This window comes from Kitasatospora sp. DSM 101779, from assembly GCF_025655475.1.
In the GTDB taxonomy this organism is placed as follows: Bacteria; Actinomycetota; Actinomycetes; order Streptomycetales; family Streptomycetaceae; genus Kitasatospora.
On the sequence record NZ_JAHTIK010000001.1, the window covers coordinates 5,495,636 to 5,520,546 of the forward strand.

A 24,911-nucleotide genomic window follows, 5' to 3' on the forward strand; every position below is an offset into this window, starting at 1 on the left:
CCGCCGAGGCCCCCGCCGCGGCTCCGGCCGCCGCCCCGGCCGCCGACGCCACCTACAAGGTCGTCCACGGCGACACCCTGTCCAAGATCGCCAACGCGCAGCACGTCGACGGCGGCTGGAAGAAGCTCTACCAGGACAACCGCCAGGTCATCGGCGGCAACCCGAACCTGATCTTCCCGGGCCAGAAGCTGACCGTCGGCGGCCACGCCGCGCCGGCCGCCGCCCCGAAGCCCGAGGCCGCCAAGCCCGCCGCGGCCGCCTCCCGCTCCGAGAAGCGCACCCCGGTCCAGGCCGCGCCGAAGCCGGCCGCCCCCAAGACCGAGGCCGCCAAGCCCGCCGCGCCGAAGCCGGCCGCCGCCCCGAAGACCGAGGCCGCCAAGCCCGCCGCCGCTGCCTCCGGCTACGTCGCGCCGGTCGCCGCCCCCCTCGGCACCCCGTACCACAAGGCCGGCTCCAACTGGTCCAGCGGCTACCACACCGGTGTCGACTTCGCCGTCAGCACCGGCACCTCGATCCACGCCATCGCCGCCGGCACCGTCGTCGAGGCCGGCTGGGGCGGCGCGTACGGCAACAACGTCGTCATCAAGCACGCCGACGGCAAGTACTCGCAGTACGCCCACTTCTCGGCCCTGAAGGTCTCGGTCGGCCAGACCGTCACCGCCGGCCAGATCATCGGCCTCTCCGGCGCGACCGGCAACGTCACCGGCCCGCACCTGCACTTCGAGGTCCGCACCACCCCGTCGTACGGCTCCGACATCGACCCGGTGGCGTACCTCGCCGCCCACGGTGTCCGCGTCTGACGCACGCCGCCGACGCGCACCATGCCGACGCAACGACGCTGAGGCACACCGCGCCGCATCCGAAGGCCCGGCCCGGGGATCCCACGATCCCGGGGCCGGGCCTCGGCCGTTCCCAACCGCCCCTGGCACAGGGGCAGTTCACCGCTGGCGGCGGGCGCCCGTGCGGCGGCCTCCCGGGCGGTCCGGCCCGGCGGGCACCACGCCCCCGACCGGCCGAACGTTCCCGAACGCACGCCCGGTGCGACCTACCGCCGCAGACACGACAACCTCGTCGCGGAAGAGCCATGCCCCGAGGACTCAAGCGCGCCGCCGTCCTGCTCGCCGTCGCCGTCGCCGCCCGCCTGCCGGCGGCAACCGCCGCAGCCGCCCCGCAAGCACCGCACCCTCGTCATCGGCGACCAAGAACATCGTCGGCGACCAGAACCAGGTGGCCGGGGACGACATCTTCAACGTGGGCGGCGACAACACCGTCGGCTCCGACAACGGAGGCGACTCCACCTCCCGCGACTGGCTCGACTTCAACGCCGTCGCCGCCGCCGTCACCCGCCACTACCTGGGCTGACCGGGCACCACCAGGTCAACGGCCCCGACTCGGCGAGACCGCCGTGCAACCGGGGCCGTGGTCCGGACCGCGTCGCCCCCGCGGCGGTTCGACCACACTCTCGAGGGGCCGCACGGGCGCGCGCCTGACGCCGCGACCCACCTCACGCCCCCCGCCCGAAAGGGGTACGCAACGGGCACGGCGCACGGAAGCCCGCTCGGACGACGAAGGCCCCGGCTCCGCGATCATGTCGCTGAGCTGGGGCCTTGACGTTGGAGCGGGCGACGGGAATCGAACCCGCGTGGCCAGTTTGGAAGACGCCGGCACCGCACTGCCGCTGAGCTGGCGACTCGCTGACCTGCGGGGGAGCGGGGCGCCTTGCCGTTGTTCCCCGCACCTCCCCGCCGGTTCCTGGCCGAACGGGCATGCAAGGGGCACGGAGCGGGCACAGCTGCTCCTATGCCCGCTACTCGGGCCAGCAGCCCCGAAGGCCTCTCGATTGCCCCTGGGGTCCGTAGAACGGCTACTGGGCATGCTTTAACCCATACATGATCATCAGGAATCAGGAAAATCGGCTGATCCGACGCTAAGGCGTCGCAGGCTGGTTCGAAGTCGCCTCGATCGAGCAGGAGCATTCTTGATGCAGTGATGTGGGCCCGTGAGTAGCATGTTGGCCACGCGCGGTGTGCCCGGGAGCAGGCCCTGAGCCCTGAAAGAAGGACCGTCCGGAGTCGATTGATCCCAGGCAGGCCGCCGCATGGCGTGTGGGGATCACCGCCGAAGGTCATGGAGTGCCAGGTACGTGTGGGCGGTGGAGATTCTGAACGATGAGATGTTGCCATGCCTGGCTGCAGGGTTACAGCGAGACCAGTGTCCGAATCACCTAACAGGGGCGGCGTCGGCGGCCTTGACCGCTGGTGACCGGGACAGTCCCCAGGCCGAGGATGTAACTGGGCCATTTCACGGCAAATTGACCATTTCGTGGATCAGACGATAGGCCTCACTCTCGAAGGCCATGAGCAGTCGTTCGTCTTTCGATGACAGCTGGTCGCCGTCCTGGCGGAGAATCGCGCCCGCCCGTCCATTCGGAGGCCATGTTCGGGCCTGGCCGTTGCCGAGTAGGAGCACATGGAATAGCGACGGGCCGCAGCCGAGCTCCCAGGTGCGCTGGCCGTCGGGACTTGCAAAGAACAGGGTGTCACTGGCACCCGCGCCCTCATGCCGGCCGAGGTCCTGAATGAAGCCAGCGCGTAGGATGGCGCGGCCTGTGCGACTCACAGCCTGGTCAACGAGCACCTGCCTCGGCAGCGGCGCTTGTGGAGTCACTGGGAGCTGGCCATGGAGGATGCTGTAAAGCTCTTCCTGATCCTTCCTTAGGATCTCGTTAGCGGCCTCCGTCTTCCTCATCAGCTGATCCTGAAGCAGAGCCAGTGCAGCGAAGAGCAGGAGGGCGGCACCGACGTTGATGAAGATGGACTGCCAGTAGGCTTCCACTACTGCGGCCGCCCACAGCAGCAGTACACCGGTGACGGTCACGATGGCAGAGAGGATCCAGTTCGGCCGTTTCCTGGTTGTCTCAAAGGTTTTTTTGGCAGCTTGCACACTCACGTTACTTGTCCTCCTTGGCAGCCACTGATGCGCAGGGCGCGTGGGGAGTGTGATCGAGCTGCTCCCACCAGGCTTCGGTGTCCGGGTCGAGGCGATCGGGAAGGGCCTCCGGCTCCAGTCCGAGTGGGTCCAGTTCCTGGCCGAGCAGTACGGCCTCGGCCGCGGCCTGACGGTTCATGTCATTTAGGTGGATCGCGAAGGACCGGCGGACCGTATCGTCGTGCGGGGAATTCCGGTAGACGTCTTCCCAGAGCATCGCTGCGATGTTCATGTATTTGAGTTGCGACAGGGAAACTGCGAGATTGTGGTTTACACCATCCATGTCGCTATCGGGCAGGCAGGCTAGTCCGGTAGAGAGTAGGAATCGGTAGACATCGCTCGCTTGCCGGGCCTGGTCGGATGCCAGCGAGTCTGCGAAAAACCGAAGCGCGGCGTAGCGAACATGGTCGGACCTAGCAGCCTCCGCAACCCTGCGAGCCGCCTCCCGGACAGCCTCGGGCTGGTCGAGCTCGACGAGTGTGTCGATAGCCTCGTAGAGGTTCCCTAGGGAGGGGTTGGAATCGATTCCCGTGAGAATCCTCCGAACTTCCGCATCGATCTGGTCCTCCGGTATGGGATGGTTCCGGACGCGGGCAAACCGGAATACGAGCGCCTGGGTTCGTTCCGGGCGATGATGGGCACCTTCGTTGAGCAGCCGCCTGAGGGTCTCGTCGACGACCGAGTACTCATCGGATATCTTTCGCTTCAGGACGAAATCCGCATAGTTCTGCATGATGTTGTAGTGGCCCGGGGCGAGGCGCATGGCCGCTCGGTGGAGTTGCAACGCCAGTTCCTGGCCAGCCACCCGAGCGGCGATGAGGGCAGAGTTTCCAACTGTGGCCGCAGCATGGCTGGGGAAGTCGGTTTGCTGGGTCAGCTGTCTGATCTCCTCCAGCGCAGCTCTCGCCTGTTCGAGTCGGCCGTCATCTTCCGCCTGGTTGGCCTTGAGGTACAGCAGGAAGGCCTGATTCTCCAGCGATCCAGCCGGTTCGTTTACGTTTGACCCCAGGCGAGTGGCGTCCACTGAGGTGTGCATCCCCTGAAGTCCGTGCCAGCCAGCTCCTCCTTCCCCTCCTCGTCCTCCTCCGCCATCACTCTCGCCGTCGTCCTGTAGAGGAGGGGGCGGAGGCGGCTGCCAAGCCGGCGCCGCGTTGATGTAGAGCAGCAGCTGCGGATCGACATCGGTGAGGTCCGCGCCGCGTTGGTCCGCGAGTGTTTTCAAGGCGGGCCAGAGCTCGGTATCGCCGAGTTCCCACAAGCCGGAGATCGCCCGACCCAGGTCGATGAGCTGATCGACCTGCTCCGTCAGCTGGTTGACTTGCCGTAGCTGCTCGCGTTGCTCCGGTCCGGTGGTCTGCGCCTGCAGGTTCAGGCTCCAGGAATACCTCCACCAGAAGTTCGGCCAGAACGCTCGCATCACCCATTGCTTGACGTCGGCCGGCGACAGCGGCACGCCGGGTTGAGGCTTGAACTGGGCGAGGAAGGTGTTGAAGCGATGCTTGGCCGACCGCGGTGTGAGATTAACGTCGACTTTTAGGAGCGGAGCGAGGAGGCAGTTCGGGTACCGTCGGCCGGACTCGGCCAGGAATTGCTCCAGTTCTTTGAACCTTTCCCCTAGGTCGCCGTCCCCGCTGACACTAGGTATTTTCTTCGTGAGTCCGATCAGGTACTCCGCCACATCCCCGGGAGAGGACAGGAGAGTGGGTACCTCCACGCCGAGATGAACGTACTTTTCCAAGGCCTGCTCCGGATAGCGGGGCCCGAGCAAGAGGTGCTCACGTACTGACTCGACGAGATGTTCACGGCTGGCGGCCATGACGAAGAACAGATTCTGTTGATTTGGGCTCAGCCATTGCGTGATCGCTGCGAGCAAGTCGGCAGTGAAGCCCTTGCGGCACCTGTCCAGGTCGTCCACGAGAACCACGTGGACTCGCTGGCTGTGGCTTCCCTCGCGACCTGGACCCGGGCCCGTCTCGCTCAGGCGGTCGGCGACCATTCTGTCGGCACACTGACGCATCCATTGCTCCAGCAATGGTGGGGCATTTGAGTAGCTCTGGAGTATGCGCTGGAATACCATAGCTCCCTGGAGGGAGGATCGAAGTGGAACATCATTAGGCATGATCAACGGGGAATTAGATTCCATTCCTGCGATGATGTAAAGGTATTCCGAGAGGAGCGTGGGGTCACCTTCCGTGAGGCCATTTACGATTTCATAGGCAAGGCTCGCCCGGACGTCCTCCACTCGTTCCCACAGTGGCGCCTCGTACCATGTCCTGCTGAAGCGGTCAGACGCGTTAGCGGCCTCTACCTTTTCTTCGACCATCTGCTCCAGTACCCGGAGGGCGGTGGACTTACCCGCGCCCCATCGGCCGTAAAGTGCAAACACCATGGGTGGCGAAGGGGCGCCACTGGCGCAGGGTCGCGCAATGTGTGAAGCGACACTCTCCAGACTTGTCCGGAAATCCTTCTGCTCGAATAGGATATCGTCGGTTAATCTGGCAGGAATCTGTGCAACGAATGGGCACATGGCAATTTCCGTGGCGGCTTTTGGATTCGCGAAAAGGCCGGTGCGGCGCGATCGGAAATGCCGCCGCCAAGCGTCCGTCGCGGGAGGGCCGGCGCGGATTTGGTAGGCTTCTCCCTCTACTGCTACGCTCCGGGCCGCCGACTGTCAAGGGCAGCATCGGACTGATGCCTGCGCTAGCTGTAACGTTGGTCGCGTGTGTCACGTATTGTGATGGGCTAGGGCATTTGAAAGAGTATTTCATCCCATGAATCTCTCCCCATTCCCGGGTCGAGTGGCCACTCCAAGGCTGGTCCGGCGACTCCGGTCAGCCGTGAACAGTGCTCCCGGCACCTCAGTTGGGCCAGGTTGGTGCTATGGCAAGGTAACAAGGAGTAGCTGAGGCTTGCGGACGACTTGGTAGAGGCTCAGGCGGCTGCTGGTTCTTTTGCGGTCATGGCCAGCCTCCGCAGGATGTAGAGGTATGGCCAGGGCGGCCGTTAAAGGTGGCCTTAGTGGGCAAATCCCCAGCGCATGCTTCATATCCCGGTAGCCGTGCTCGATTCGCCAGCAGAGCCTGGTGGAGCGGAGCGAGCGATCACCAGGAGTATCGGTGAGTAGATCAGAGAGCCAGAACCGCACCGGCTCGGCCTCTTTCACTGGGCCTTCGGACAGTGGCCGGCACTCGGGCAGTTCGATGCCTTGGTGGTGTTACGGACCTCGCGGCCGCCTGCGGGGTGGATCCGCAGTGTGACGAACCGTGACTACTCGCGTTTGCGCCCCTGATGTTGCTCTTTCACCCAGTCCCTTCCATCGGGGCCTTCACGCGGTTCGGCGGATTCGGATACCTAATGACCGGTGGCCGTTCGGTCTCGCTGTAGGGCGGGATGAACGGTCGCGCGGACTCCGTCTGGGTGCTAATGATGGCCGAGATACCCATAACCACATTGCTGGCGTCCGCGATGGCCGGCGGAACGTGCACGTTCCAGAATCGGGTCTCGTCCACCATGTCCAGCGCGAGCTACCGCTTCTGTAGGTGCTCGAGGTCGGTGGGTACTGTGGCATGAGCTGTCGATGGGCGTTCTCGATGCTACGGGGGGTGGAGTGGTTTTGGCCGGTGTCCTGTTCGGGTTGGGGTCGAGCATGATCGGGGGGCCGTAAGCTGTTGCGACTCGGTCAGGGCTCTTTGGGCCTGACCGCAATGTGGCCGAGTGGCCCCCCGTTCTTGCTCGACGCGGGTCCCAGTCCGGACAGGTGGGTAAAACCGCGGAGCCGCCCGCCCCGGCCCCGACGGGCCTGGTTCTGAGCTGTGCCTTCTGCGCCGTCCTCCGCCCGTGTGGGGGTGGAAGTTGGACCTGTCCGTCTTTGCCCCGGCCTTAGCTCTTCGCCCCTTGTGGGCGCGGCCGACGACGGCGAAGCCCCAGCCGGGGCGAAGACAGGAGGCGGGGCGCGCGCCGGAGGACGGCCGGCGCCGCCGCGCCGCAGGCGCGGCACCCCGAACATTGTGAGGCTACGTCTAGTAGTTCCAGGAGGCCGGGAATCTCGCCGGTGATCTCCGATCCCGCCGTGATGTGCCTTCCCCGTGGGCTTCGCCCGCCCCGCCCGCCGAGCGGAGCGAGGCGCCTTGAACCCGTAGAGAAGGTTTTTACGCATCCCCTCCTGCCTACCGACCGATGGCCGAAGGCGGTCTTGGCTCCTGCTGGCTGGCATGTTGAGCTGGAGCGTTGAGTGATCGTTGCCTCGGGGGTGGGGATGGACGGCGAGTTCACTGTCCGGCGCTGGCGCCGGTATGGGCATGACCGGCTGTACGTGAACCGGCAGGGCGCTGAGCAGGCCGTTGGCTGGTACGACTTCGCCACCGGAAGGATCGAGGTCCCAGACGAACGGGACCGCGCTGCTGTGGTACGGGTGCTGACCCCACGTCTGGCCGGTCTGACGCCGGAGGTGCAGGCACCCCCGCAGGCCATGCCGGAACCACCCTCGGCCGCGGAGGGCGGCAGCCTGGACCTGGCGCTCAACAAGCCCGGGGATGCCTTACGGCGGAAGATCGCCGAAGAGGAGCCGTCCTGGTGGAAGCGCCGCTTCGCCTACTGGCTCAGTCGGGAGACGACGTCGGCGCATTCATGGGCGGTCGGCCTGCGAGGTGAACGGCTCGTCGGTGGCCGACTCAACCGGCTCCGTCGGGATGGCTGGAAGGTCCTGCACTCGGTGCAGCCGCCGAGCGGAGGCGCTGATATTGATCACTTAGTCATCGGCCTGCCGGGCGTGTTCGTCGTCAACACCAAGCATCATCGTGGCGCCGCGGTATGGCAGGGCGACCATGCCGTGACGGTGAACCGGTCCTCTACGCAGTACGTCCCGATCAGCCAGCGGGAGGGGGCGCGGGTCAGTCGGCTCTTATCGGGACGGTGCGGATTCGAGGTGCCCGTGCAACCCGTGATTGCCGTGCTCGGAGCGGCATCGATCACGGTGACGTCCGAGTTGGCGCCTGTGCTCCTCCTGGACGGGAGGGAGGCGGATCGCCGCCTCTCGGGCCGCACACCTCGGATGTCTGCCGAGCAGGTGGAGCGCGTCTACACAGTCGCGCGAGACAGCCGCACCTGGGCACGATGAGGCTCAGCTCGCGGCGGCTACCAGGGTGCGACCGTCATGTGCACGGATGTGGGGAGCCTCGTCTTCGAGCGCGTCGGTGATCCGGACCGCGTACACCTCGCCCATCGAGGCGCGCACCTCGTCCGGGGTCAGCCAGTCGACTGCGGTCGACTCCTCGGAGAGCTGCTCTTGGCCGCCCTCGGGCCGGCACCGGAAGACCAGGGCGACGATGCCTCGGGTCATGTTCTTGTAGACGCCGGTGAGCCGCTCCACGCGAACCCTGATGCCTGTCTCCTCGAAGACCTCGCGGCAGACACCGTCTTCGACGGTCTCGCTGAGTTCGAGCACGCCACCGGGCGGCTCCCACGTGCCGTTGTCCGCACGTCGAATGGCGAGGATTCGGCCGTCCTCGCGGACGACAACACCGGCCACCGACACGGAGTGGAGCGGCGTTGACGCTTGAACTGCGGGACTGCTACTCATGTACAGGAGAATAGGAGCACCCTAAGGACTATGGCGAGCGGCGAAGCGGCCTCGACGGCCAAAGCGAAGTATTTGCAGATCGCGGATGACCTGGCCGCGCAGATCCGTTCGGGAGTCCTGGCCCCCGGGGCGGCCGTTCCGAGTGAGTCCGAGCTGATGGAGCGCTACGGGGTGGCGTCCGGCACCGTTCGGAAGGCCGTTGCCGAGCTGCGGACGACCCAGCTGATCGAGACCCACCACGGGCGAGGGTCCTTCGTTCGCTCTCGGCCCCCGGTGCAGCGCAAGTCCTCGGATCGCTTCCGCCGGGCTCACCGGCTGGCCGGCAAGGCTGCCTACCTGGCTGAGGCCGAGCAGTCCGGCGGTACCCCGTCGGTGAATGTCCTTTTCGTCGGTCCGGTGGAGGCTCCGGAGGAGATCGCGGAGCGCCTGGCGGTCCCGGCCGGCACGAAGGTGCTCGCTCGGAAGCGGCGCTACTTCCGCGACGGCACGCCCACCGAGGAAGCCACCTCCTACCTGCCGTGGGACGTGGTGAAGGACATCCCGGAGATGTTCGCCGAGAACCCTGGGGGCGGTGGGATCTATGCCCGCCTGGAGGAGCACGGTCACTCTCTCGCCGAGTTCACCGAGACGGTTCGGGCCCGGCTCGCTACCAAGGCGGAGACCTCGGCGCTGGCGCTGAGCCCCGGCTCGCCGGTCATCCATCTGGTGCGGAACGCCACGACGGCGGCCGGTCGTGTGGTTGAGGTCTGTGACACCGTGATGGCGGCTGACCAGTTCGTTCTCGACTACAGGTTCGCCGCGCGCGATTGACGGACGATCAACTTCCGCAACCCGCTGCAGGATTCTTCCCGCAGCGGGTTGACTCATGTACAGGAGTCAGGCACTCTTCTATTCATCAACTCATGTACATGAGTGCATGAGATCGCCTCTTCTAGAGGAGAGTTGCCGCATGGCTACGTTCAAGATCGACACTTCGACGGCCGTGGTTTTCGTGGTCGTCCCGCCGGCGCCGAAGGTCGTGAACAAGCAGACCGGTGAGATCGCGATCGACCGGGAGACCGGTGCGCGGATGTTGACGGTGGGCCTGACCATCGCGGACGACGGTGAGGCGAGCCTCTACACGGTGTCGGTGCCGGAGACCGGGATCAGCGAGGGTCTGACGGTGGGCACGGTGGTCGCGGTGACCGGGCTGAAGGCGCGGGACTGGGAGAACGAGTTCAACGGTCAGAAGCGGCACGGCATCTCCTTCCGCGCGACGGCGATCACCTCGCTCGTCCCGGCGCCGGCCCGGGGCTGATCACCATGTCCGAGCTGCTGACGCTCGCCGAGCTGGCCGCCCCCGCGGCGGCCCTCGCCGGGGGAGCGGCGTACGCCCGGGTCAAGGCGCCGGCGCTGTTCTGGGCGGCGGTTGGTCTGCCGGTCGCGGCGGTGCGGTTCTCCGCCACCTACGGCAGCACGATGGACGCCTGCGGGCTGACGGTGGAGCCGTCCCGGCTGCGGGTCCTGCTGATGCGGGCGACCACCCGCCGGGAGATTCGACCGGTCCCGCCGCGGATCCTGATGGTCCGGCCGACCTCGACCGGCCTGCGGGTTCGGCTGCGGCTGGCCCCGGGGCAGGAACCGGCGGACGTCCAGGCGTCGGCCGAACGCCTGCGGCACGCCTGGGGCGTGCACTCCGTCCACGTGGCGGTGCTCAAGCCCGGTGTGGTGGAGCTGCGGATGACCGGCTTCGACGTGCTCCGCACCGTGCGGATGCCGCGCCGCCTGCCGGCCGGTGACCTGGTGGTGCCGGTGGCGCTGCGAGAGGACGGGACGGCGTTCGTCCGGGACTACCGGGCGGTGCCGCACGGCCTGAACCTCGGCGCCACCCTGTCGGGCAAGTCGGTGTTCATGCGGAACCTGATCGCCGGTCTCGCCCGGCGGCCGGTCGCCCTGGCGGGGATCGACTGCAAGCGCGGTGTCGAGCAGGCGCCGTTCGCCCCGCGGCTGTCCGCGTTGGCCACCGACCCGGAGCAGGCATCCGCGCTGCTGGATGCGCTGGTCGGCGAGATGGAGGACCGCTACGAGCTGATCCGCCGCCAGCAGGGCATCCCCGGTTCGGTGCCAGTGGAGGACATCACCTCGGACATCTGGGGTCTGCCCGCCGAGCTGCGGCCGGTGCCGCTGGTCCTGCTGGTGGACGAGGTCGCCGAGCTGTTCCTCGTCGCCACCCGCAGGGAAGAAGAGCGGCACGACCACATGGTCACCCAACTGATCCGCCTCGCGCAGATCGGCCGCGCGGCCGGCATGTTCCTGGAGGTCTGCGGGCAGCGGTTCGGCTCCGAGCTGGGCAAGGGCGCCACCATGCTCCGTGCCCAGCTCACCGGCCGGGTCGTCCACCGGGTGAACGACCGGCAGACCGCCGACATGGGACTCGGCGACATCTCACCCGATGCCGTCCTCGCCTCGACGCAGATCGCCCCCGAGACCCCGGGCCTGGCCGTCGCCGGCGACACCTCCGGCGGCTGGTCCCGCATCCGCACCCCCGACCTGTCGCTGGCCGACGCGGCCCGGATCTGCCGCGAGCACGCCCACCTGGTCCCCGACCTGCCCGCCCTCGCCGCCTTCCGCCCCGCGATCCCGGCCCCGCAGACCGTGGTGGTCCCGCCGAAGCCCGCGGCGCCGCCCCGGCTCGTCCCGAAGCCAGCCACCGACTAACACCCCCTGCCCACCGGTCGGCGCGACCGCCCCGCGCCAGGTCCCTACCCCGCCATGCCCGAACCCGGAAGGAACGGTCATGCCCGCCAGGAAGACCAGCACCAAGCAGGCCCCGCCCCCGTGCCCCGGCTGCGCCGGTGAGGGCTGGGTCCGCGAGACCCACACCGTCGGCCGGGGCAAGAAGTCCCGCCCTGCCGGCGAGGTCGAGGTCCTGTGCCCCACCTGCCTCGGCACCGGCACCGCCGCCCAGTAGCACCGCAACCCCGTCGGGCGGCGCGGCCGTTCCCACGTCACGTCCCTACCCCGCCATGCCCGAACAGCCATGAGAGGACCGCCAATGTCCGGCTCCATCTCCTTCAACTTCGACGGGTCGTCCTGGGTGAAGTGCCACGCCTACGGACAGCAGCGGACCCCGATCCTGTCCGTCGCCTGCGGCGGCCTCAGGCTCTCCATCGCGGGAGACGACCGCGCCTCGGTTGCCGATCAGCTCGCCTTCGCCCGAGAGCTGGCCGCCGAAACCGCCGCCTACCTCACCGCGATGGAGGCCTTCGCCTCCCCGTCCACGACCACGGACTACCCGTCCCGTCCACCTACCAACCACGAAGGGAGAACGGACCATGCGACTGCCACGCCCGGACGCCGTCCTGATCCAGGCCGCCATCGCCGGCGCCCTGTCCTTCGCCCACCTCCACGACATCGCCGAAGCCGCCGGACAGCACGACTGGAAGGCCTGGGCCTACCCGGTCTCCGTCGACCTGCTCCTCGTCGCCGCCTGGCGCCGGATGCGCACCCTTCGCGCCGCCGGCCGCCCGGCGGGCTCGGCCTGGACCTGGTTCGGCATCGCCCTGGCCGCCTCGCTCGGCGCGAACGTCGCCACCGCCGGACTCCTCGACCTGGTCCACGTCCCCGCGTGGCTTCGCATCCTCGTCGCCGGGTGGCCCGCGCTCGCCTTCTTCGGCGGCACCCTCCTCGCCCACAGCCCCACCCCGCACGCCAAACCGGACGCCCCGGCCATCGACGCCGATCCCGAACTCCCGATCTACGAAGCCGAACCGGCGCCGCCTGCAGCTCCGGTCGAGCCCGCGCCCGAAGCCGTCACCGTGCCCGAGCCGCTGCCCGCTCTGCCGCCTACCCCGGCACCTGCACCGCCGCTGGCCGTGCCGGCCGCGCTGGTCGACCACGCCCGCAAGGTCGCCGATGACCACCGCGCCCGCACCGGCGAGCCGATCGACACCGACACCCTCCGCGCCCGGCTCGGCGTCCCGCCGCACTTCGCCGACGCCATCGCCGCCCAACTCGCCTGACAGGAGAACCCGTCATGCCTCGCCCGATCCGCCCCCGCAACGTGATCCGCATCGGCCCGGTGCAGGTCGCCACCTACTACGACGGCCGCGGCCGCGAGAAGCACACCGCCGCCTGCACCGCCCCGCGCTGCGGCTTCTCCGCCGACTACGACTCCCGCGCCGCCGCCGAGATCGCCGCCCGCACCCACCACTGCCCCGTCCGCTGACAGGAGACACCCACCGTGAACGTCACCCTGCCCCTGGTCGTCGTCCTCGGCGCCCTCGCCTGGACCGCCGTCAAGCTCCTCGGCATCCGCATGTGGGTCGCCGCCCTGATCGCCCTCTTCGGCTTCTACGTCGCCGGAACCTTCCTCGCCCCGGCCATCGACCAGACCACCCGCTCCGGCGTCACCGCCGTCACCGGCAAGTAGCGGGCCCGCCATGACCGCCGCTCTCCTGCTACCCGCCCCGCTTGCCCTCACCCCGGAGGTCACCGCCCTCGTCGCCGAGATCGAGACCTACCTCGCTACCCTCCCCGCCGCCGCCCAGTTGGCCGTCCCGTACGTCTGCCCCCTCGGTGCCACCCTCCGGCCCTGGAACGCCGGATACCCGGCCCCGACCGCGACGCTCCTCGACCGGCTCACCCGCCGCCCGGCCCGGCCCGTGCCGGTGACCATCGCCGACCACCTGCAGCTCGCCTCCCGGTACATGACCGCGTTCGGCTGGACCCAGGGCCGCCTGTGGGACGAGACCGGCCGGGTCTGCCTCCTCGGCGCCCAGGCCGCCGTCCTCGCCCACGGCTACGGCACCCCCACCACCGTCCTCCGCGGCCGGGTCCAGCTGATGGAAGTCCTCCACGCCACCGGACGACCCCACGCCTCCCCGGACCGATTCAACGACGCGCCCGGCACCCGCCAGGCCGACGTGCACCACCTGCTCGACCGGGCGTCCGCCCGCGCACTGTCCCTCGGCATCTGACCGGGCCTCGGGGCGACAAAGCCGCCAAGCATCCCGCCCCGCGGTTCCGCACCCCTTCGAGAGGAACTGCACCGATGGACCTCGCCCCGATCCTCGCCGCCGGCGTCCCGCTGCTCGGCTGGACCACCCACGGCACCTGGCTCGCCCGCCGCCTGGCCACCGCCCGCCGCGACCCGCTGACCGGCCTGCTCACCCGGGACGGCTTCACCACCCGCGCCGAACGCCTCATCCGCAGCCACCCCGACCGGACCACAGTGCTGCTGGTCGACCTGGACGACTTCAAGAAGGTCAACGACACCCACGGCCACGCCGCGGGGGACGCCGTCCTCACCGCCACCGCCGAACGGCTCACCGCCTGGTGCGGACCCAATGGCCTGGCCGCCCGCCTCGGTGGAGACGAGTTCGCCGCCGTCGCCCTCGACTCCGCCGACCGGCTGGAAGCGCTCAGCGCCGCCCTTACAAGGCGAACGTTCGTGGCCGGCCTGGAGCTGCCGGTCGGGGCCTCGGTCGGCGTCTGCCACCTGGCCAGCCTGCCGGTCCCGTCGCTCACCGACGCGCTGGCCGCCGCGGACCGCGACATGTACGCCCACAAGCCCGGCGGCCGGACCTCCCGCCGCCGCTAGCAAGACCGGTCCCCGGGACGGCAAAGCCGCCAAGCATCCCGCCCCGAGGACCTCACCCCTCCACGAACCCAAAGCCCACGAAGGAGACCTTCATCATGCCCCAGCACAGCCAGGCCAACGCCCCGATCTGCCCCGCCTGCGACGGCTTCGCCCGCGCCGCCATCGCCACCGGCACCCGGCACCCGGACGGCACCCGCGTGACGATCGCCGCGGACTGCCGCACCTGCCACGGCACTGGTCACCTCCCCGTGCGACGTCCTACCGCCACCGCCCGGGCCTGAGACATGGGCGCGCTCCTCAACTGGCGCGACGCCCGGCACTGGGACAACAAGCCCGCCCCCTGCGGCGTCTGTGAGCGGCCCACCAACCTGCGTTCGGACCGCGGCAAGCCCGTCCACAAGGTCTGCGCCGAGACCTGGACCGACCAGCACACCAAGCCCGCCCCCGACCCGTCCTGACCGTCCGGCCCCGAAGCCACCAACCACCCGGCTTCGGGGCCGGCCACTCACCGGAGGTGACTCCCTTGACCGCCACCGCCTTACCCCCGGTCGCCGATCTCCTCGGCCTCGCCCGACTCGGCACCATGCCCGCCCTCATGCGCCAGCTCTCCGCGCTCGCCGGCTGCACCACCCCGATCCGCCTCACCGGCTGGCGCACCGAGACCAACACCGCCGGTGAGGTCCTGCACCACCTGGAATCCTCCGACCTACCCGCCGGCAACCTGCTGCTGCGCTGCGGCAACCGCCGCACCACCCGGTGCGCGTCCTGCACCGAGACCTACCGCCGCGACACCTTCCACCTGATCACCGCCGGACTGACCGGCGGCAAAGGCACCCCGGCCACCGTGGCCGCGCACCCGCGGGTGTTCGCCACCTTCACCGCCCCCAGCTTCGGCCCCGTCCACAACCGGCCCACCTCCGGCCGCTGCCGCTGCGGCATCGAGCACCCGGTCAACGACCCGGCCCTCGGTTCACCCCTCGACCCGGACCGCTACGACTACCAGCAGGCGGTGCTATGGAACGCCCACGCCGGCAAGCTCTGGGCCCGGTTCTCCATCCACCTGCGCCGCGAGGTCGCCAAGCGCGCCGGACTCACCCAACGCGCCTTCCGCGAGCACGCCCGGATCTCCTTCGGGAAGGTCGCCGAGTACCAAAAGCGCGGCGCGATCCACTTCCACGCCGTGATCCGCCTCGACGGCCCCGACGGCGGCGACACCCCACCCCCGGACTGGGCGACCCCCGAGCTGCTGACCGATGCGATCCGGGCCGCCGCCCGCCGCACCGACATCCCCGGCCCCCTGGTCGACGGCCGCGAGCACCGCTTCGCCTTCGGCACCCAGCTCGACATCCGCACCATCCGCAGCGCCGACTTCACCGGCCCGGTCCAGATCACCGAACGGGCCGTCGCCGCCTACATCGCCAAATACGCCACCAAGGGCGCCGAGACCGCCACCGGGACCCTCGACCGCCCCGTGCGCCTGATCGCCGAGATCATCCACCTCTACATCCCCGAACACGCCCGCCGCCTCATCCGCACCTGCTGGACCCTCGGCAACCGCCCCGAACTCGCCGACCTCCGCCTCCGCGCCTGGGCCCACATGCTCGGCTTCCGCGGCCACTTCTCCACCAAGACCCGCCGCTACTCCACCACCCTCGGCGCGCTTCGTGATGCCCGCGCCGCCTGGCGCCGCGCCCAAGCCCTCGAACATCTCCACGGCCCCGACACCCCGGCGACCGAGGAGACCACCCTCGTCCTCTCCCACTGGGCCTTCGCCGGCACCGGCCTCACCCGCGGCGAAGCCTGGCTCGCCCAAGCACTGCAACCCGCACCCGGAACGGAAGGAGAACCGACCCATGGCTGACCGGCTGTTGAGCGTCGAGGAGGTGGCCGACGTCCTCGGGACCACGGTGCGCTTCCCGCGGCGCCTGATCGAGGAGCGGCGCATCGAGTACGTGAAGGTCGGCCGGCACGTCCGGATCAGGGCATCGGTCCTGGCGGCCTTCATCGAAGCGGGCACCGTTCGTCCGCCCGTCCGGCGCTCCCGGCTGGGGGTGGCTGCCTGATGGCCGGCCGCCGTGCCTTCGGCCGGGTCCGCAAGCTGCCCTCCGGGCGCTGGCAGGCTCGCTACATCGGACCGGACGGCGTCCTCCGTGCTGCCCCGGAGACCTTCGACACCAAGCGGAAGGCCGATGACTGGCTCGCCGCCACACAGACCGAGCTGCGGGCGGGGGAGTGGTCCGACCCTGATGCCGGGAAGATCGCCTTCGGTGCGTTCGCCCAAGCCTGGATCGCCGAGCGGGGCCTCGGGGTGCGCACGGTTCAGCTGTACGAGACGCTGCTCCGTCTCCACCTGGCGCCGACTTTCGGACGGACTCCCGTCGCCGACACCACCCCGGCCGCCGTCCGGGCCTGGCGCGCCGCTCGGCTGTCCGCCGGCGTCGGGGCCTCGACGGTGGCCAAGTCGTACGCCCTGCTGCGGGCCGTGCTGAACACCGCCGTCGCCGACCGGCTGATCCGGCGCAACCCGTGCCAGATCAAGGGAGGCAGCAAGGAGGAGACCCCGGAGCGGCCGATCGCCACGGTGGCCGAGGTCTATGCCGTCGCCGGGCAGATCGGGGAGCGGTACCGGGTGCTCGTGCTGCTCGCCGCCTTCTGCGGGCTGCGGTGGGGCGAGCTGCTGGGGCTGAGCCGGCGGGACGTCGACCCGGGTCTCGGCACGATCCGGGTCCGTCAGTCCGTGGCCGAGCTGCCCAATGGGGAGCGGATCACCAAGCTGCCCAAGACCGCGGCCGGCGTCCGGACGGTGGCGATCCCCGAGGTGATCCTCGCCGAGGTGAGGCAACACCTGGGCCTCTTCGCCGAGCAGGGGAGCGACGGGAAGGTGTTTGTCGGGCCTACGGGCGTCATGCCGCGGCGGAACCACTTCAATCGGCTGTGGCGCAGGGCGTGCGCCGGGGCGGGCGTGACCGGTCTTCGCTTCCGCGATCTTCGGCACACCGGGAACACCCTCGCTGCCTCGACCGGGGCGAGCACCCGGGAGCTCATGGCGAGGATGGGGCACAGCACTGCGCGGGCCGCGCTGATCTATCAGCACGCCACCGCGGAGCGGGAGCGCTCGATCGCCCGGGCGGTCAGCGAACTCGTGAGCAAGGCCCGTCCGAGAGCACGGAAGGGCACGGCCGATCCGAAGGGGCACGCGAGGGGCACGACGCCCTGAAATCCCCTCAGACGACAAAGGCCCCAGCTCCGCGATCATGTCGCTGAGCTGGGGCCTTTGCTGTGGAGCGGGCGACGGGAATCGAACCCGCGTGGCCAGTTTGGAAGACTGGGGCTCTACCATTGAGCTACGCCCGCGTACGTGCGTTGACGGCACGTCGCCCCTCGGCCGGTGCGGGCCTCGGGAACGGGGGCCAGCCTACCTGGTCGGGTCGGCCGAATGCACACCGCTTTCGCTCCGGTGCCTGCTGATATTACGGCGAGGAGGCAGCGGACCGGCGTGTACTCTCTCTTTCGGCACTACGGGGTGTGGCGCAGTTTGGTAGCGCGTCCGCTTTGGGAGCGGAAGGCCGTCGGTTCGAATCCGGTCACCCCGACGCTTTCGGCAGGGTCTCGTCAGGCGGGCGGGGCCCTGTTGCTTTCGTGGTACCGGTAGGATGGGCCGATGGCGGTAGTACCTGTGGCATGCACACAGGCGGCAGCCGCCCGAGGGCGAGGAGTCACGCTCACCGTCCACCCCCGTACGGGAGATGCAGCCCCAATCGCCCATCGCCCGTCTCGCCCGACCGACCGGCCGTTTGGCCGGGGACGTCGGGCGGAGACAACCTGACCGCAAGCCCATAGGAGACCAAACCGTGAAGAGCGCCGTCGAGACTCTGAACCCGACCCGGGTTCGACTCACCGTCGAGGTGCCCTTCGAGGAGCTCAAGCCCAGCCTCGACGCGGCGTACAAGAAGATCAACCAGCAGGTCACGGTTCCGGGCTTCCGCAAGGGCAAGATCCCGGCTCGCGTCATCGACCAGCGCTTCGGCCGTGCCGCGGTGCTGGAGGAGGCCGTCAACGACGCCCTGCCGCGCTTCTACACGCAGGCCGTCGACGAGGGCAAGATCGAGGTCCTCGGCCAGCCCGAGATCACCGACATCGAGGGCGTGGAGCGGATCGCCGACGGCGGCGACCTGAAGTTCACCGCCGAGGTGGACGTCCGCCCGGAGATCACCCTCCCGGACTTCTCGGAGATCTCGGTCACCGTCGACGCCGTCTCGGTCGCCGACGAGGACGTCGAGAAGTCGCTGGAGCAGCTCCGCGAGCGCTTCTCCTCCGTGAAGGACGTCGAGCGCGCCGCCGCTGCCGGCGACGTCGTGGTCGTGGACCTCGAGGCCAAGGTCGACGGCGAGGTGCCGGAGGACGGCACCGCCACCGGCGTGAGCTACGAGATCGGCTCCGGCCGCCTGCTGGACGGCATCGACGACGCCGTGATCGGCCTGTCCGCCGGTGAGTCCAAGACCTTCACCACTGAGCTCAAGGGCGGCACCCAGGCCGGCAAGAGCTCCGAGGTCACCGTCACCGTGACCACCGTCCAGGAGAAGGAGCTCCCCGAGCTCGACGACGAGTTCGCCCAGCTGGCGAGCGAGTTCGACACCCTGGACGAGCTGAAGGACGACTCCCGCAAGCGCCTCGAGCGCATGAAGGAGTTCGACCAGGCCACCCAGGCCCAGGAGAAGGTCCTGGACGAGCTGCTGACCCGGGTCGAGATGGAGTACCCGGAGAAGCTCCTCAAGGACGAGGTCGAGACCCGCAAGCACAACCTCGAGCACCACCAGCTCGAGCCCATGGGCATGACCCTCGAGACCTACCTCGCCACCCAGGACAAGTCCGTCGAGGACTACGAGAAGGAGACCGAGGAGCAGGCGAAGAAGGGCATCAAGACCCAGTTCGTCCTGGACGAGATCGTCGCGAAGGAGGAGCTCAACGTCAGCCAGGAGGAGCTGACCGAGCACCTCATCCGTCGCGCCGCCGGCTCGGGCCTCACCCCGGACCAGTTCGCCCAGCAGATCGTCCAGGGCGGCCAGGTTCCGCTGCTGGTCGGCGAGGTCGCCCGCGGCAAGGCGCTGGCCCTGGTCGTCGAGGCCGCCACCGTCACCGACAGCAACGGTGAGACCGTCTCCTTCGAGGACGACGAGGACGAGACCGAGGCCACCGACGCCGTCGAGACCGTCGAGGTCGCCGACGAGTCCGCCGAGGCCTGATCTTCAGCCCGCTGACAGCAGTGGCCCGGACACCGCACGGTGTCCGGGCCACTGCTGTCCGGTCGCCCGTCCGCAGCCTGCCTCGGCCCCGTGCCTCCGCCGCCGGCCTCTGCCGGGGCGGCCGTGACACCCCGGGAGCCCGGCCGCGACACCGGCGGCCCCGTATTTCCGCGCACACCCTGCGCTCACAGCGAACAGTTCTGCGTGGGGGATTCTGAGTCGCGGCCTGCGCGTTAGGGTCGGTGGACAGCGACACACACGCAGATCGACTGAGCAGGTGGCTAAGTGACGTTCCCGCAGATGCAGATGGATGGCCTGACGGCGCCGCGCGCCGCCGCCGGTGACGTGCTCGGCGGCCTGGGCGACCAGGTCTACAACCGGCTGCTCAACGAGCGCATCATCTTCCTCGGCCAGCAGGTCGACGACGACATCGCCAACAAGATCACCGCGCAGCTCCTCCTCCTGGCCGCCGACCCGGAGAAGGACATCTTCCTGTACATCAACTCCCCGGGCGGCTCGATCTCGGCGGGCATGGCGATCTACGACACCATGCAGTACATCAAGAACGACGTGGTGACCATCGCGATGGGCATGGCGGCCTCCATGGGCCAGTTCCTGCTCACCGCCGGCGCCAAGGGCAAGCGCTTCTCGCTGCCCAACGCCAACATCCTGATGCACCAGCCCTCCGCCGGTCTGGGCGGTTCGGCGTCCGACATCCGGATCCAGGCCGAGCAGCTGCTGCGCACCAAGAAGCGCATGTCCGAGCTGATCGCCTTCCACAGCGGCCAGAGCTTCGACCAGATCACCGCTGACTCCGACCGCGACCGCTGGTTCACCCCGGAGGAGGCCAAGGCGTACGGCCTCATCGACGAGATCATGCACAGCGCCGCGGACGTCCCCGGCGGCGGCGGCACCGGCGCAGGCTTCACCGCCTGACGGCCGGCCCCAGACTTCCAGACCGCACGCTTCGGAGGACCGAACACCCCATGAACACTCCCTACACGCCGCGCGGCGAGTTCCAGGGCCCCCGTGCCGAGGGCCGCTACATCGTGCCGCGCTTCGTCGAGCGCACCTCCCAGGGCATCCGCGAGTACGACCCGTACGCCAAGCTGTTCGAGGAGCGCATCATCTTCCTCGGCTCGCAGGTGGACGACGTCTCGGCCAACGACATCATGGCCCAGCTGCTGTGCCTGGAGTCGATGGACCCGGACCGCGAGATCCAGATGTACATCAACTCGCCCGGCGGCTCGTTCACGGCCCTCACGGCCATCTACGACACCATGCAGTACGTGAAGCCGGACATCACCACCGTCTGCATGGGCCAGGCGGCCTCCGCCGCGGCCGTGCTGCTGGCGGCCGGCACCCCGGGCAAGCGGATGGCGCTGCCGAACGCCCGCATCCTGATCCACCAGCCGTACACCGAGACCGGCCGCGGCCAGGTGTCCGACCTGGAGATCCAGGCCAAGGAGATCTTCCGGATGCGCGAGCAGCTGGAGGAGATGCTGGCCAAGCACTCCAACAAGCCGGTCGAGACGGTCCGCGACGACATCGAGCGCGACAAGATCCTGACCGCCGAGGAGGCGCTGGAGTACGGGCTGATCGACCAGATCATCTCGACCCGCAAGTCCTCGCTGACGGGCTGAGCCTTCGCGGCTTCGGGGGCGGGGCCGTGCGCGGCTGTCGGTTCCTCACGAACCACCGGTGCGGGAGTGCCGGACGGTACGGGGGCGCGCGACAGTGACGTACGCCCCGCCCCGATCCGTTCCGGTCGAGGCGGCCGGACGGGCACAATGCAGTATGGGCCCATGCCCGTGAGACGGCTTCTGTTCGGTATCAATTCGCCCAGGGCGTAGGGCAGAGCTGTCGAAGTCGGCGGAATCACCGGCTCGGCAGAGTACCGTCGGATAGCGAGACCGACCGCCGACGGCGCAGCCGGTCCACAGCACCAGGCCCCGGAGAGCTGCGGGGCCCCTGGCGAAGGGGAAGCACCTCGTGGCACGCATCGGAGACGGTGGCGACCTGCTCAAGTGCTCGTTCTGCGGCAAGTCGCAGAAGCAGGTGAAGAAGCTGATCGCCGGGCCTGGCGTCTACATCTGCGACGAGTGCATCGACCTCTGCAACGAGATCATCGAGGAGGAGCTCGCGGAGTCCTCGGAGGTCCGTTTCGAGGAGCTGCCGAAGCCCCGCGAGATCTACGAGTTCCTCGACCAGTACGTGGTCGGCCAGGACCTCGCGAAGAAGGCGCTGTCCGTCGCGGTCTACAACCACTACAAGCGCGTCCAGGCCGGTGAGAACGGCCGGGCCGGCAACGGCCGCGAGGACGCCATCGAGCTGGCCAAGTCCAACATCCTGCTGCTCGGCCCCACCGGCTCCGGCAAGACCCTGCTGGCGCAGACCCTGGCCCGGATGCTGAACGTGCCGTTCGCCATCGCGGACGCCACCGCGCTGACCGAGGCCGGTTACGTCGGCGAGGACGTCGAGAACATCCTGCTCAAGCTGATCCAGGCGGCGGACTACGACGTCAAGAAGGCCGAGACCGGGATCATCTACATCGACGAGATCGACAAGGTCGCCCGCAAGAGCGAGAACCCGTCGATCACCCGCGACGTCTCCGGCGAGGGCGTGCAGCAGGCGCTGCTGAAGATCCTTGAGGGCACCACCGCCTCGGTGCCGCCGCAGGGTGGGCGCAAGCACCCGCACCAGGAGTTCATCCAGATCGACACCACGAACGTGCTGTTCATCGTGGGCGGTGCCTTCGCGGGCCTGGAGCGGATCATCGAGGGCCGGGCCGGCGCCAAGGGCATCGGCTTCGGCGCGACCATCCGCTCCAAGCGGGAGTCGGACGCGAGCGACCACTTCCGGCAGGTCATGCCGGAGGACCTGGTGAAGTTCGGCATGATCCCCGAGTTCATCGGCCGTCTGCCCGTGATCACCAGCGTGCACAACCTGGACCGCGAGGCGCTGCTGCAGATCCTCACCGAGCCGAAGAACGCGCTGGTCAAGCAGTACCGCAAGCTCTTCGAGCTGGACGGCGTGGAGCTGGAGTTCACCCGGGACGCGCTGGAGGCCATCGCCGACCAGGCGATCCTGCGCGGCACCGGCGCCCGCGGCCTGCGCGCGATCATGGAGGAGGTGCTGATGTCCGTGATGTACGAGGTGCCCTCGCGCCAGGACGTCGCCCGCGTGGTCGTGACCGGGGACGTCGTCTCCAAGCACGCCATCCCGACCCTCGTGCCGCGCGACATGATCAAGCGCGAGCGCCGCGAGAAGAGCGCCTGACGCTCCGCCGCCACGACTCACGGCGACACACGGCGAAGGCCCTGCACCCGGAAGCGGTGCAGGGCCTTCGCCGTGCTGTCGTTCGCCGACCTGTCCCGTCAGGGGGAGGGCGCTACTTGGGCACCTCGGCGATCTGCCGCAGCGCGCGGGCGGCGGCCGCCGCGGCGTCCAGGTCCACATCGGAGTCCTGGTCGACCTCGCCGGTGAGCACGGCGACGAAGGTGGAGCCGTCCGCCCAGGCGCACAGGCTGTCGTCCTCGGTCGGGGCGTGCATGACCTCGCAGCTCAGCCGGCCGCCGAGCGGGCCCGGCTCGAAGTCCCGTCGTCCGCTGAAGGTGGTGCCCTGGCTGCTCGCGCCCTTCTCGAAGTTGGTGTAGAAGTCGTCGATCTGGCTGCCGGGGGAGAGCACCGTGCCGTAGCCGCCGAAGACCGCGACCACCTTCTGCCGGTCGGTGTACACGGTGCTGACCGGGGTCGGCGACCAGGCGTTGCTGCCCTTGCCGAGCGAGCCGTTGAGCCCGGACTCCAGCTTCTGGGCGAGCGGGTTGGAGTCCTCGCGCGGCAGGCCCTGGAAGGAGCTCGGCAGCGAGATCCGGTAGTTGTCGGTCTTTGAGGTCACGTCATAGACGAAGTAGCCGGCCAGGCCGCCGCCGAGCAGGATGGCGCCGCCGACGCAGCCGAGCACCACCCACAGCGTCTTGCGGGACTTCGGCGGCTGCGGGACGACCCCGCCGCCCCAGGGTTGCTGGGCCGGCACCCCGTAGCCGGCAGGCTGCCCGTACGGCGACGGGGGCTGCTGCTGCGGGTAGCCGTAGCCGGGCTGCTGCGGGGGGCCGAAACCGGGCTGGGCGGGCGGCGGGGGCGGCGCCCCGTACGGCTGTGGGGACGGCGGCGGGCCGCCGTACGGATTCTGCTCGGACACCGGAGGTCCTTTCGACGGGGTCGGCCCTGGCTGCTTCCCGACCGGCCGGTGTCGGCCGGCCGGCCGGGACCGGCTGCTGCCGGCCGGTGCTCCCGGCCGGCAGCCTCGCCGGCGCTACGGCTACTTCTTGATTTCGACGGCGCCGCGGATGGCGGCGGCCTTCACCGCGGCCTCGGCGGGCGTGATCGGCGCCTTCCCGGTGAAGCTCAGGTCGGCGAAGACCACCTCGCCCGCCGTCCAGCGGTCCGCCCAGAAGCAGACGGTGTTTCCGGCGGCGGTCTTGGTGGCGTTGGTGGTCAGCACCCCGCACTTGAGCTTGGCGCCGGGCGCACCGGCGCTGCCCGCCGGGTACTCCGTCGGCCGGGTCTTCCAGGTGCTGGTGACGGTCGTACCGGCGAGCGTCTTCGGCTTCACCGCTTCGGCCTCCAGGGCGACGAGCACGAGCTCGGGGGTCGCCACCGAGCCGTAGCAGCCGACGACCTGCACCATGTCCGTCTGGCCCTTGGTGTAGCTGCCGGCCACGGCGGTGCCGTCCGAGCAGGCCGGCTTCTGGCCGTCGGGGCCGGGCGTGGCCGGGGCGGAGGTGGCCTTCTGCTGGGTGTGGCCGTCCGGCAGGGACATCGGCAGTTCCAGCTTGTACGCGGCGGAGGCGACCGTGCCGCCGCCCGTGCTGCCGGTGCCGCCGGTGCCACCGCTGGTGCTGCTGCCGCCCTCGCTGCCGGACAGGCCCCAGACCGCGAGACCGCCGCCGATCAGCACCACGGCGCCGATCACCAGGCCGATCACCAGACCGGTGTTGCTCTTCGGCGGGGTCGGCGGCGGGTAGCCGCCCGGTGCGCCGTAGGGCTGCGGCTGCCCGGGCACGGGAGCCTGCGGGTAGCCGGGCTGGGCGCCGTACGGCGGGGCGGGCGGCTGCTGCGGGTAGCCGTAGGAGGGCGGCTGCGGTGCGCCGTACGCCGGCGGCTGCGGGGCGCCCCCGTACTGCGGCTGGCCGTACGGCTGCTGCGGCTGCCCCTGCGGATACTGCTGACCCTGGCCGTACATCGAAATCGATCTCCCCCGCCACGGCGTTCCGCGGCCTGAACTTGGCGTAATCCTCGTCAGTACCCGCACGGCTGCCCGCGCGAGTATCCGGGCACGCTACCGCACGGCCGTCCGCACCCGCCGGGGTGGTCCGGGCGGCAGGCGGCGACGGCCGTCCCCCGTCGCCCTCCCAATACCCAGAGGACGGGCGGGCCACCCTCCAACGTCGCCGCACGCCCCGGCCGGTGCACCGCCCGGACCGGCGTGAAATCCGCCATTCGGTATATTCTGCGCCGT

At 69.4% G+C, this 24,911-nt stretch carries 26 protein-coding genes and 2 tRNA genes; 22 read left to right on the forward strand and 6 right to left on the reverse strand.

Annotated elements, in window-relative coordinates; translation table 11 throughout:
* Together KSNIM_RS24985 and KSNIM_RS24990 are read left to right on the forward strand one after the other, a co-directional pair.
* A partial coding sequence (locus KSNIM_RS24985) for a LysM peptidoglycan-binding domain-containing M23 family metallopeptidase (protein WP_263105378.1) occupies positions 1-800 on the forward strand: 800 nt, incomplete at its 5' end.
* Between the two features lie 427 nt (positions 801-1,227).
* Positions 1,228-1,362: a hypothetical protein gene (locus KSNIM_RS24990; protein ID WP_263105379.1), complete on the forward strand. Its 135-nt coding sequence runs from the start codon at positions 1,228-1,230 to the stop codon at positions 1,360-1,362.
* Positions 1,363-2,301: 939 nt separating this feature from the next.
* Here KSNIM_RS24990 and KSNIM_RS24995 read toward each other — a convergent pair.
* Positions 2,302-2,949 carry a hypothetical protein gene (locus tag KSNIM_RS24995; RefSeq protein WP_263105380.1) on the reverse strand — a complete coding sequence of 216 codons (648 nt, stop codon included), beginning with the start codon at positions 2,947-2,949 and terminating at the stop codon, positions 2,302-2,304.
* 1 nt (position 2,950) lies between these two features.
* The gene (locus tag KSNIM_RS25000; RefSeq protein ID WP_263105381.1) at positions 2,951-5,515 is read right to left on the reverse strand and encodes a KAP family NTPase; all 2,565 of its coding nucleotides are present in this window, start codon (positions 5,513-5,515) and stop codon (positions 2,951-2,953) included.
* A 1,704-nt stretch (positions 5,516-7,219) separates the two neighbouring features.
* On the opposite strand from KSNIM_RS25000, the gene KSNIM_RS25005 reads away from it, so the two are divergent.
* Positions 7,220-8,104, forward strand: coding sequence for a nuclease-related domain-containing protein (locus KSNIM_RS25005; RefSeq protein ID WP_263105382.1), 885 nt, complete (start codon positions 7,220-7,222; stop codon positions 8,102-8,104).
* 3 nt (positions 8,105-8,107) lie between these two features.
* Here KSNIM_RS25005 and KSNIM_RS25010 read toward each other — a convergent pair whose 3' ends face one another.
* Complete coding sequence (locus tag KSNIM_RS25010; RefSeq protein ID WP_263108104.1) at positions 8,108-8,578, reverse strand: NUDIX hydrolase; 471 nt, start codon at positions 8,576-8,578, stop codon at positions 8,108-8,110.
* 18 nt (positions 8,579-8,596) lie between these two features.
* Here KSNIM_RS25010 and KSNIM_RS25015 point away from each other — a divergent pair, with 18 nt between their 5' ends.
* The 14 genes from KSNIM_RS25015 to KSNIM_RS25080 all read left to right on the forward strand — a co-directional run bounded on the left by KSNIM_RS25015 (position 8,597) and on the right by KSNIM_RS25080 (position 17,364).
* The gene (locus tag KSNIM_RS25015) at positions 8,597-9,376 is read left to right on the forward strand and encodes a GntR family transcriptional regulator (RefSeq protein WP_263105383.1); all 780 of its coding nucleotides are present in this window, start codon (positions 8,597-8,599) and stop codon (positions 9,374-9,376) included.
* Positions 9,377-9,515: 139 nt separating this feature from the next.
* Positions 9,516-9,863, forward strand: coding sequence for a hypothetical protein (locus tag KSNIM_RS25020; RefSeq protein ID WP_263105384.1), 348 nt, complete (start codon positions 9,516-9,518; stop codon positions 9,861-9,863).
* Positions 9,864-9,868: 5 nt separating this feature from the next.
* Entirely contained in the window at positions 9,869-11,263 is a 1,395-nt protein-coding gene (locus KSNIM_RS25025; RefSeq protein ID WP_263105385.1) for an FtsK/SpoIIIE domain-containing protein, read from the forward strand.
* A gap of 79 nt (positions 11,264-11,342) precedes the next feature.
* Positions 11,343-11,516 (forward strand): hypothetical protein, encoded by a 174-nt coding sequence (locus tag KSNIM_RS25030; protein ID WP_263105386.1) that lies wholly within the window; start codon positions 11,343-11,345, stop codon positions 11,514-11,516.
* A 364-nt stretch (positions 11,517-11,880) separates the two neighbouring features.
* The gene (locus KSNIM_RS25035) at positions 11,881-12,567 is read left to right on the forward strand and encodes a DUF2637 domain-containing protein (protein WP_263105387.1); all 687 of its coding nucleotides are present in this window, start codon (positions 11,881-11,883) and stop codon (positions 12,565-12,567) included.
* A 14-nt stretch (positions 12,568-12,581) separates the two neighbouring features.
* Complete coding sequence (locus KSNIM_RS25040) at positions 12,582-12,773, forward strand: mobile element transfer protein (RefSeq protein WP_263105388.1); 192 nt, start codon at positions 12,582-12,584, stop codon at positions 12,771-12,773.
* Between the two features lie 15 nt (positions 12,774-12,788).
* The gene (locus KSNIM_RS25045; RefSeq protein WP_263105389.1) at positions 12,789-12,977 is read left to right on the forward strand and encodes a hypothetical protein; all 189 of its coding nucleotides are present in this window, start codon (positions 12,789-12,791) and stop codon (positions 12,975-12,977) included.
* A 10-nt stretch (positions 12,978-12,987) separates the two neighbouring features.
* The gene (locus KSNIM_RS25050) at positions 12,988-13,524 is read left to right on the forward strand and encodes a hypothetical protein (protein WP_263105390.1); all 537 of its coding nucleotides are present in this window, start codon (positions 12,988-12,990) and stop codon (positions 13,522-13,524) included.
* A 74-nt stretch (positions 13,525-13,598) separates the two neighbouring features.
* Positions 13,599-14,147 (forward strand): GGDEF domain-containing protein, encoded by a 549-nt coding sequence (locus tag KSNIM_RS25055; protein ID WP_263105391.1) that lies wholly within the window; start codon positions 13,599-13,601, stop codon positions 14,145-14,147.
* Between the two features lie 95 nt (positions 14,148-14,242).
* The gene (locus KSNIM_RS25060) at positions 14,243-14,428 is read left to right on the forward strand and encodes a hypothetical protein (RefSeq protein ID WP_263105392.1); all 186 of its coding nucleotides are present in this window, start codon (positions 14,243-14,245) and stop codon (positions 14,426-14,428) included.
* 3 nt (positions 14,429-14,431) lie between these two features.
* On the forward strand, positions 14,432-14,605 hold the full coding sequence (locus KSNIM_RS25065; RefSeq protein WP_263105393.1) for a hypothetical protein: 174 nt from the start codon (positions 14,432-14,434) through the stop codon (positions 14,603-14,605).
* Between the two features lie 125 nt (positions 14,606-14,730).
* A complete protein-coding gene (locus tag KSNIM_RS25070; protein ID WP_263108105.1) occupies positions 14,731-16,008 on the forward strand; it encodes a replication initiator in 1,278 nt (425 codons plus the stop codon).
* Positions 16,001-16,210 carry an excisionase family DNA-binding protein gene (locus tag KSNIM_RS25075; RefSeq protein ID WP_263105394.1) on the forward strand — a complete coding sequence of 70 codons (210 nt, stop codon included), beginning with the start codon at positions 16,001-16,003 and terminating at the stop codon, positions 16,208-16,210. Before KSNIM_RS25070 ends, KSNIM_RS25075 begins: the two co-directional genes overlap by 8 nt.
* The gene (locus KSNIM_RS25080; protein ID WP_263105395.1) at positions 16,210-17,364 is read left to right on the forward strand and encodes a tyrosine-type recombinase/integrase; all 1,155 of its coding nucleotides are present in this window, start codon (positions 16,210-16,212) and stop codon (positions 17,362-17,364) included. Before KSNIM_RS25075 ends, KSNIM_RS25080 begins: the two co-directional genes overlap by 1 nt.
* Positions 17,365-17,427: 63 nt before the next feature.
* On the opposite strand, the gene KSNIM_RS25085 is transcribed toward KSNIM_RS25080, so the two are convergent.
* Positions 17,428-17,501, reverse strand: a tRNA-Gly gene (locus KSNIM_RS25085).
* 165 nt (positions 17,502-17,666) lie between these two features.
* Here KSNIM_RS25085 and KSNIM_RS25090 point away from each other — a divergent pair.
* The 5 genes from KSNIM_RS25090 to clpX all read left to right on the forward strand — a co-directional run bounded on the left by KSNIM_RS25090 (position 17,667) and on the right by clpX (position 22,669).
* Positions 17,667-17,740: transfer RNA gene (locus tag KSNIM_RS25090), tRNA-Pro, on the forward strand.
* Between the two features lie 258 nt (positions 17,741-17,998).
* Positions 17,999-19,390, forward strand: coding sequence for a trigger factor (gene tig, locus KSNIM_RS25095; RefSeq protein WP_263105396.1), 1,392 nt, complete (start codon positions 17,999-18,001; stop codon positions 19,388-19,390).
* A 306-nt stretch (positions 19,391-19,696) separates the two neighbouring features.
* Positions 19,697-20,326, forward strand: coding sequence for an ATP-dependent Clp protease proteolytic subunit (locus KSNIM_RS25100; RefSeq protein ID WP_052390707.1), 630 nt, complete (start codon positions 19,697-19,699; stop codon positions 20,324-20,326).
* 50 nt (positions 20,327-20,376) lie between these two features.
* On the forward strand, positions 20,377-21,033 hold the full coding sequence (locus KSNIM_RS25105; RefSeq protein WP_030270507.1) for an ATP-dependent Clp protease proteolytic subunit: 657 nt from the start codon (positions 20,377-20,379) through the stop codon (positions 21,031-21,033).
* A 349-nt stretch (positions 21,034-21,382) separates the two neighbouring features.
* On the forward strand, positions 21,383-22,669 hold the full coding sequence (clpX, locus tag KSNIM_RS25110; protein WP_263105397.1) for an ATP-dependent Clp protease ATP-binding subunit ClpX: 1,287 nt from the start codon (positions 21,383-21,385) through the stop codon (positions 22,667-22,669).
* 112 nt (positions 22,670-22,781) lie between these two features.
* Here the strand turns inward: clpX and KSNIM_RS25115 are convergent, their stop codons facing one another.
* The gene (locus KSNIM_RS25115) at positions 22,782-23,591 is read right to left on the reverse strand and encodes a hypothetical protein (protein WP_263105398.1); all 810 of its coding nucleotides are present in this window, start codon (positions 23,589-23,591) and stop codon (positions 22,782-22,784) included.
* A gap of 120 nt (positions 23,592-23,711) precedes the next feature.
* Positions 23,712-24,635: a hypothetical protein gene (locus KSNIM_RS25120; protein ID WP_263105399.1), complete on the reverse strand. Its 924-nt coding sequence runs from the start codon at positions 24,633-24,635 to the stop codon at positions 23,712-23,714.
* Positions 24,636-24,911: the final 276 nt, after the last annotated feature.

Coding starts and splice junctions, on each gene's coding strand:
- KSNIM_RS25120 (WP_263105399.1), bottom strand. CDS start 24,635: ATGTACGGCCAGGGTCAGCAGTATCCGCAGGGGCAGCCGCAGCAGCCG.
- KSNIM_RS25025 (WP_263105385.1), top strand. CDS start 9,869: ATGTCCGAGCTGCTGACGCTCGCCGAGCTGGCCGCCCCCGCGGCGGCC.
- KSNIM_RS25035 (WP_263105387.1), top strand. CDS start 11,881: ATGCGACTGCCACGCCCGGACGCCGTCCTGATCCAGGCCGCCATCGCC.
- KSNIM_RS25050 (WP_263105390.1), top strand. CDS start 12,988: ATGACCGCCGCTCTCCTGCTACCCGCCCCGCTTGCCCTCACCCCGGAG.
- KSNIM_RS25020 (WP_263105384.1), top strand. CDS start 9,516: ATGGCTACGTTCAAGATCGACACTTCGACGGCCGTGGTTTTCGTGGTC.
- KSNIM_RS25030 (WP_263105386.1), top strand. CDS start 11,343: ATGCCCGCCAGGAAGACCAGCACCAAGCAGGCCCCGCCCCCGTGCCCC.
- KSNIM_RS25055 (WP_263105391.1), top strand. CDS start 13,599: ATGGACCTCGCCCCGATCCTCGCCGCCGGCGTCCCGCTGCTCGGCTGG.
- KSNIM_RS25075 (WP_263105394.1), top strand. CDS start 16,001: ATGGCTGACCGGCTGTTGAGCGTCGAGGAGGTGGCCGACGTCCTCGGG.
- KSNIM_RS25070 (WP_263108105.1), top strand. CDS start 14,731: ATGCCCGCCCTCATGCGCCAGCTCTCCGCGCTCGCCGGCTGCACCACC.
- KSNIM_RS25100 (WP_052390707.1), top strand. CDS start 19,697: ATGGATGGCCTGACGGCGCCGCGCGCCGCCGCCGGTGACGTGCTCGGC.
- KSNIM_RS25060 (WP_263105392.1), top strand. CDS start 14,243: ATGCCCCAGCACAGCCAGGCCAACGCCCCGATCTGCCCCGCCTGCGAC.
- KSNIM_RS25080 (WP_263105395.1), top strand. CDS start 16,210: ATGGCCGGCCGCCGTGCCTTCGGCCGGGTCCGCAAGCTGCCCTCCGGG.
- KSNIM_RS25040 (WP_263105388.1), top strand. CDS start 12,582: ATGCCTCGCCCGATCCGCCCCCGCAACGTGATCCGCATCGGCCCGGTG.
- KSNIM_RS25015 (WP_263105383.1), top strand. CDS start 8,597: ATGGCGAGCGGCGAAGCGGCCTCGACGGCCAAAGCGAAGTATTTGCAG.
- KSNIM_RS25000 (WP_263105381.1), bottom strand. CDS start 5,515: ATGTGCCCATTCGTTGCACAGATTCCTGCCAGATTAACCGACGATATC.
- KSNIM_RS25065 (WP_263105393.1), top strand. CDS start 14,432: ATGGGCGCGCTCCTCAACTGGCGCGACGCCCGGCACTGGGACAACAAG.
- KSNIM_RS25105 (WP_030270507.1), top strand. CDS start 20,377: ATGAACACTCCCTACACGCCGCGCGGCGAGTTCCAGGGCCCCCGTGCC.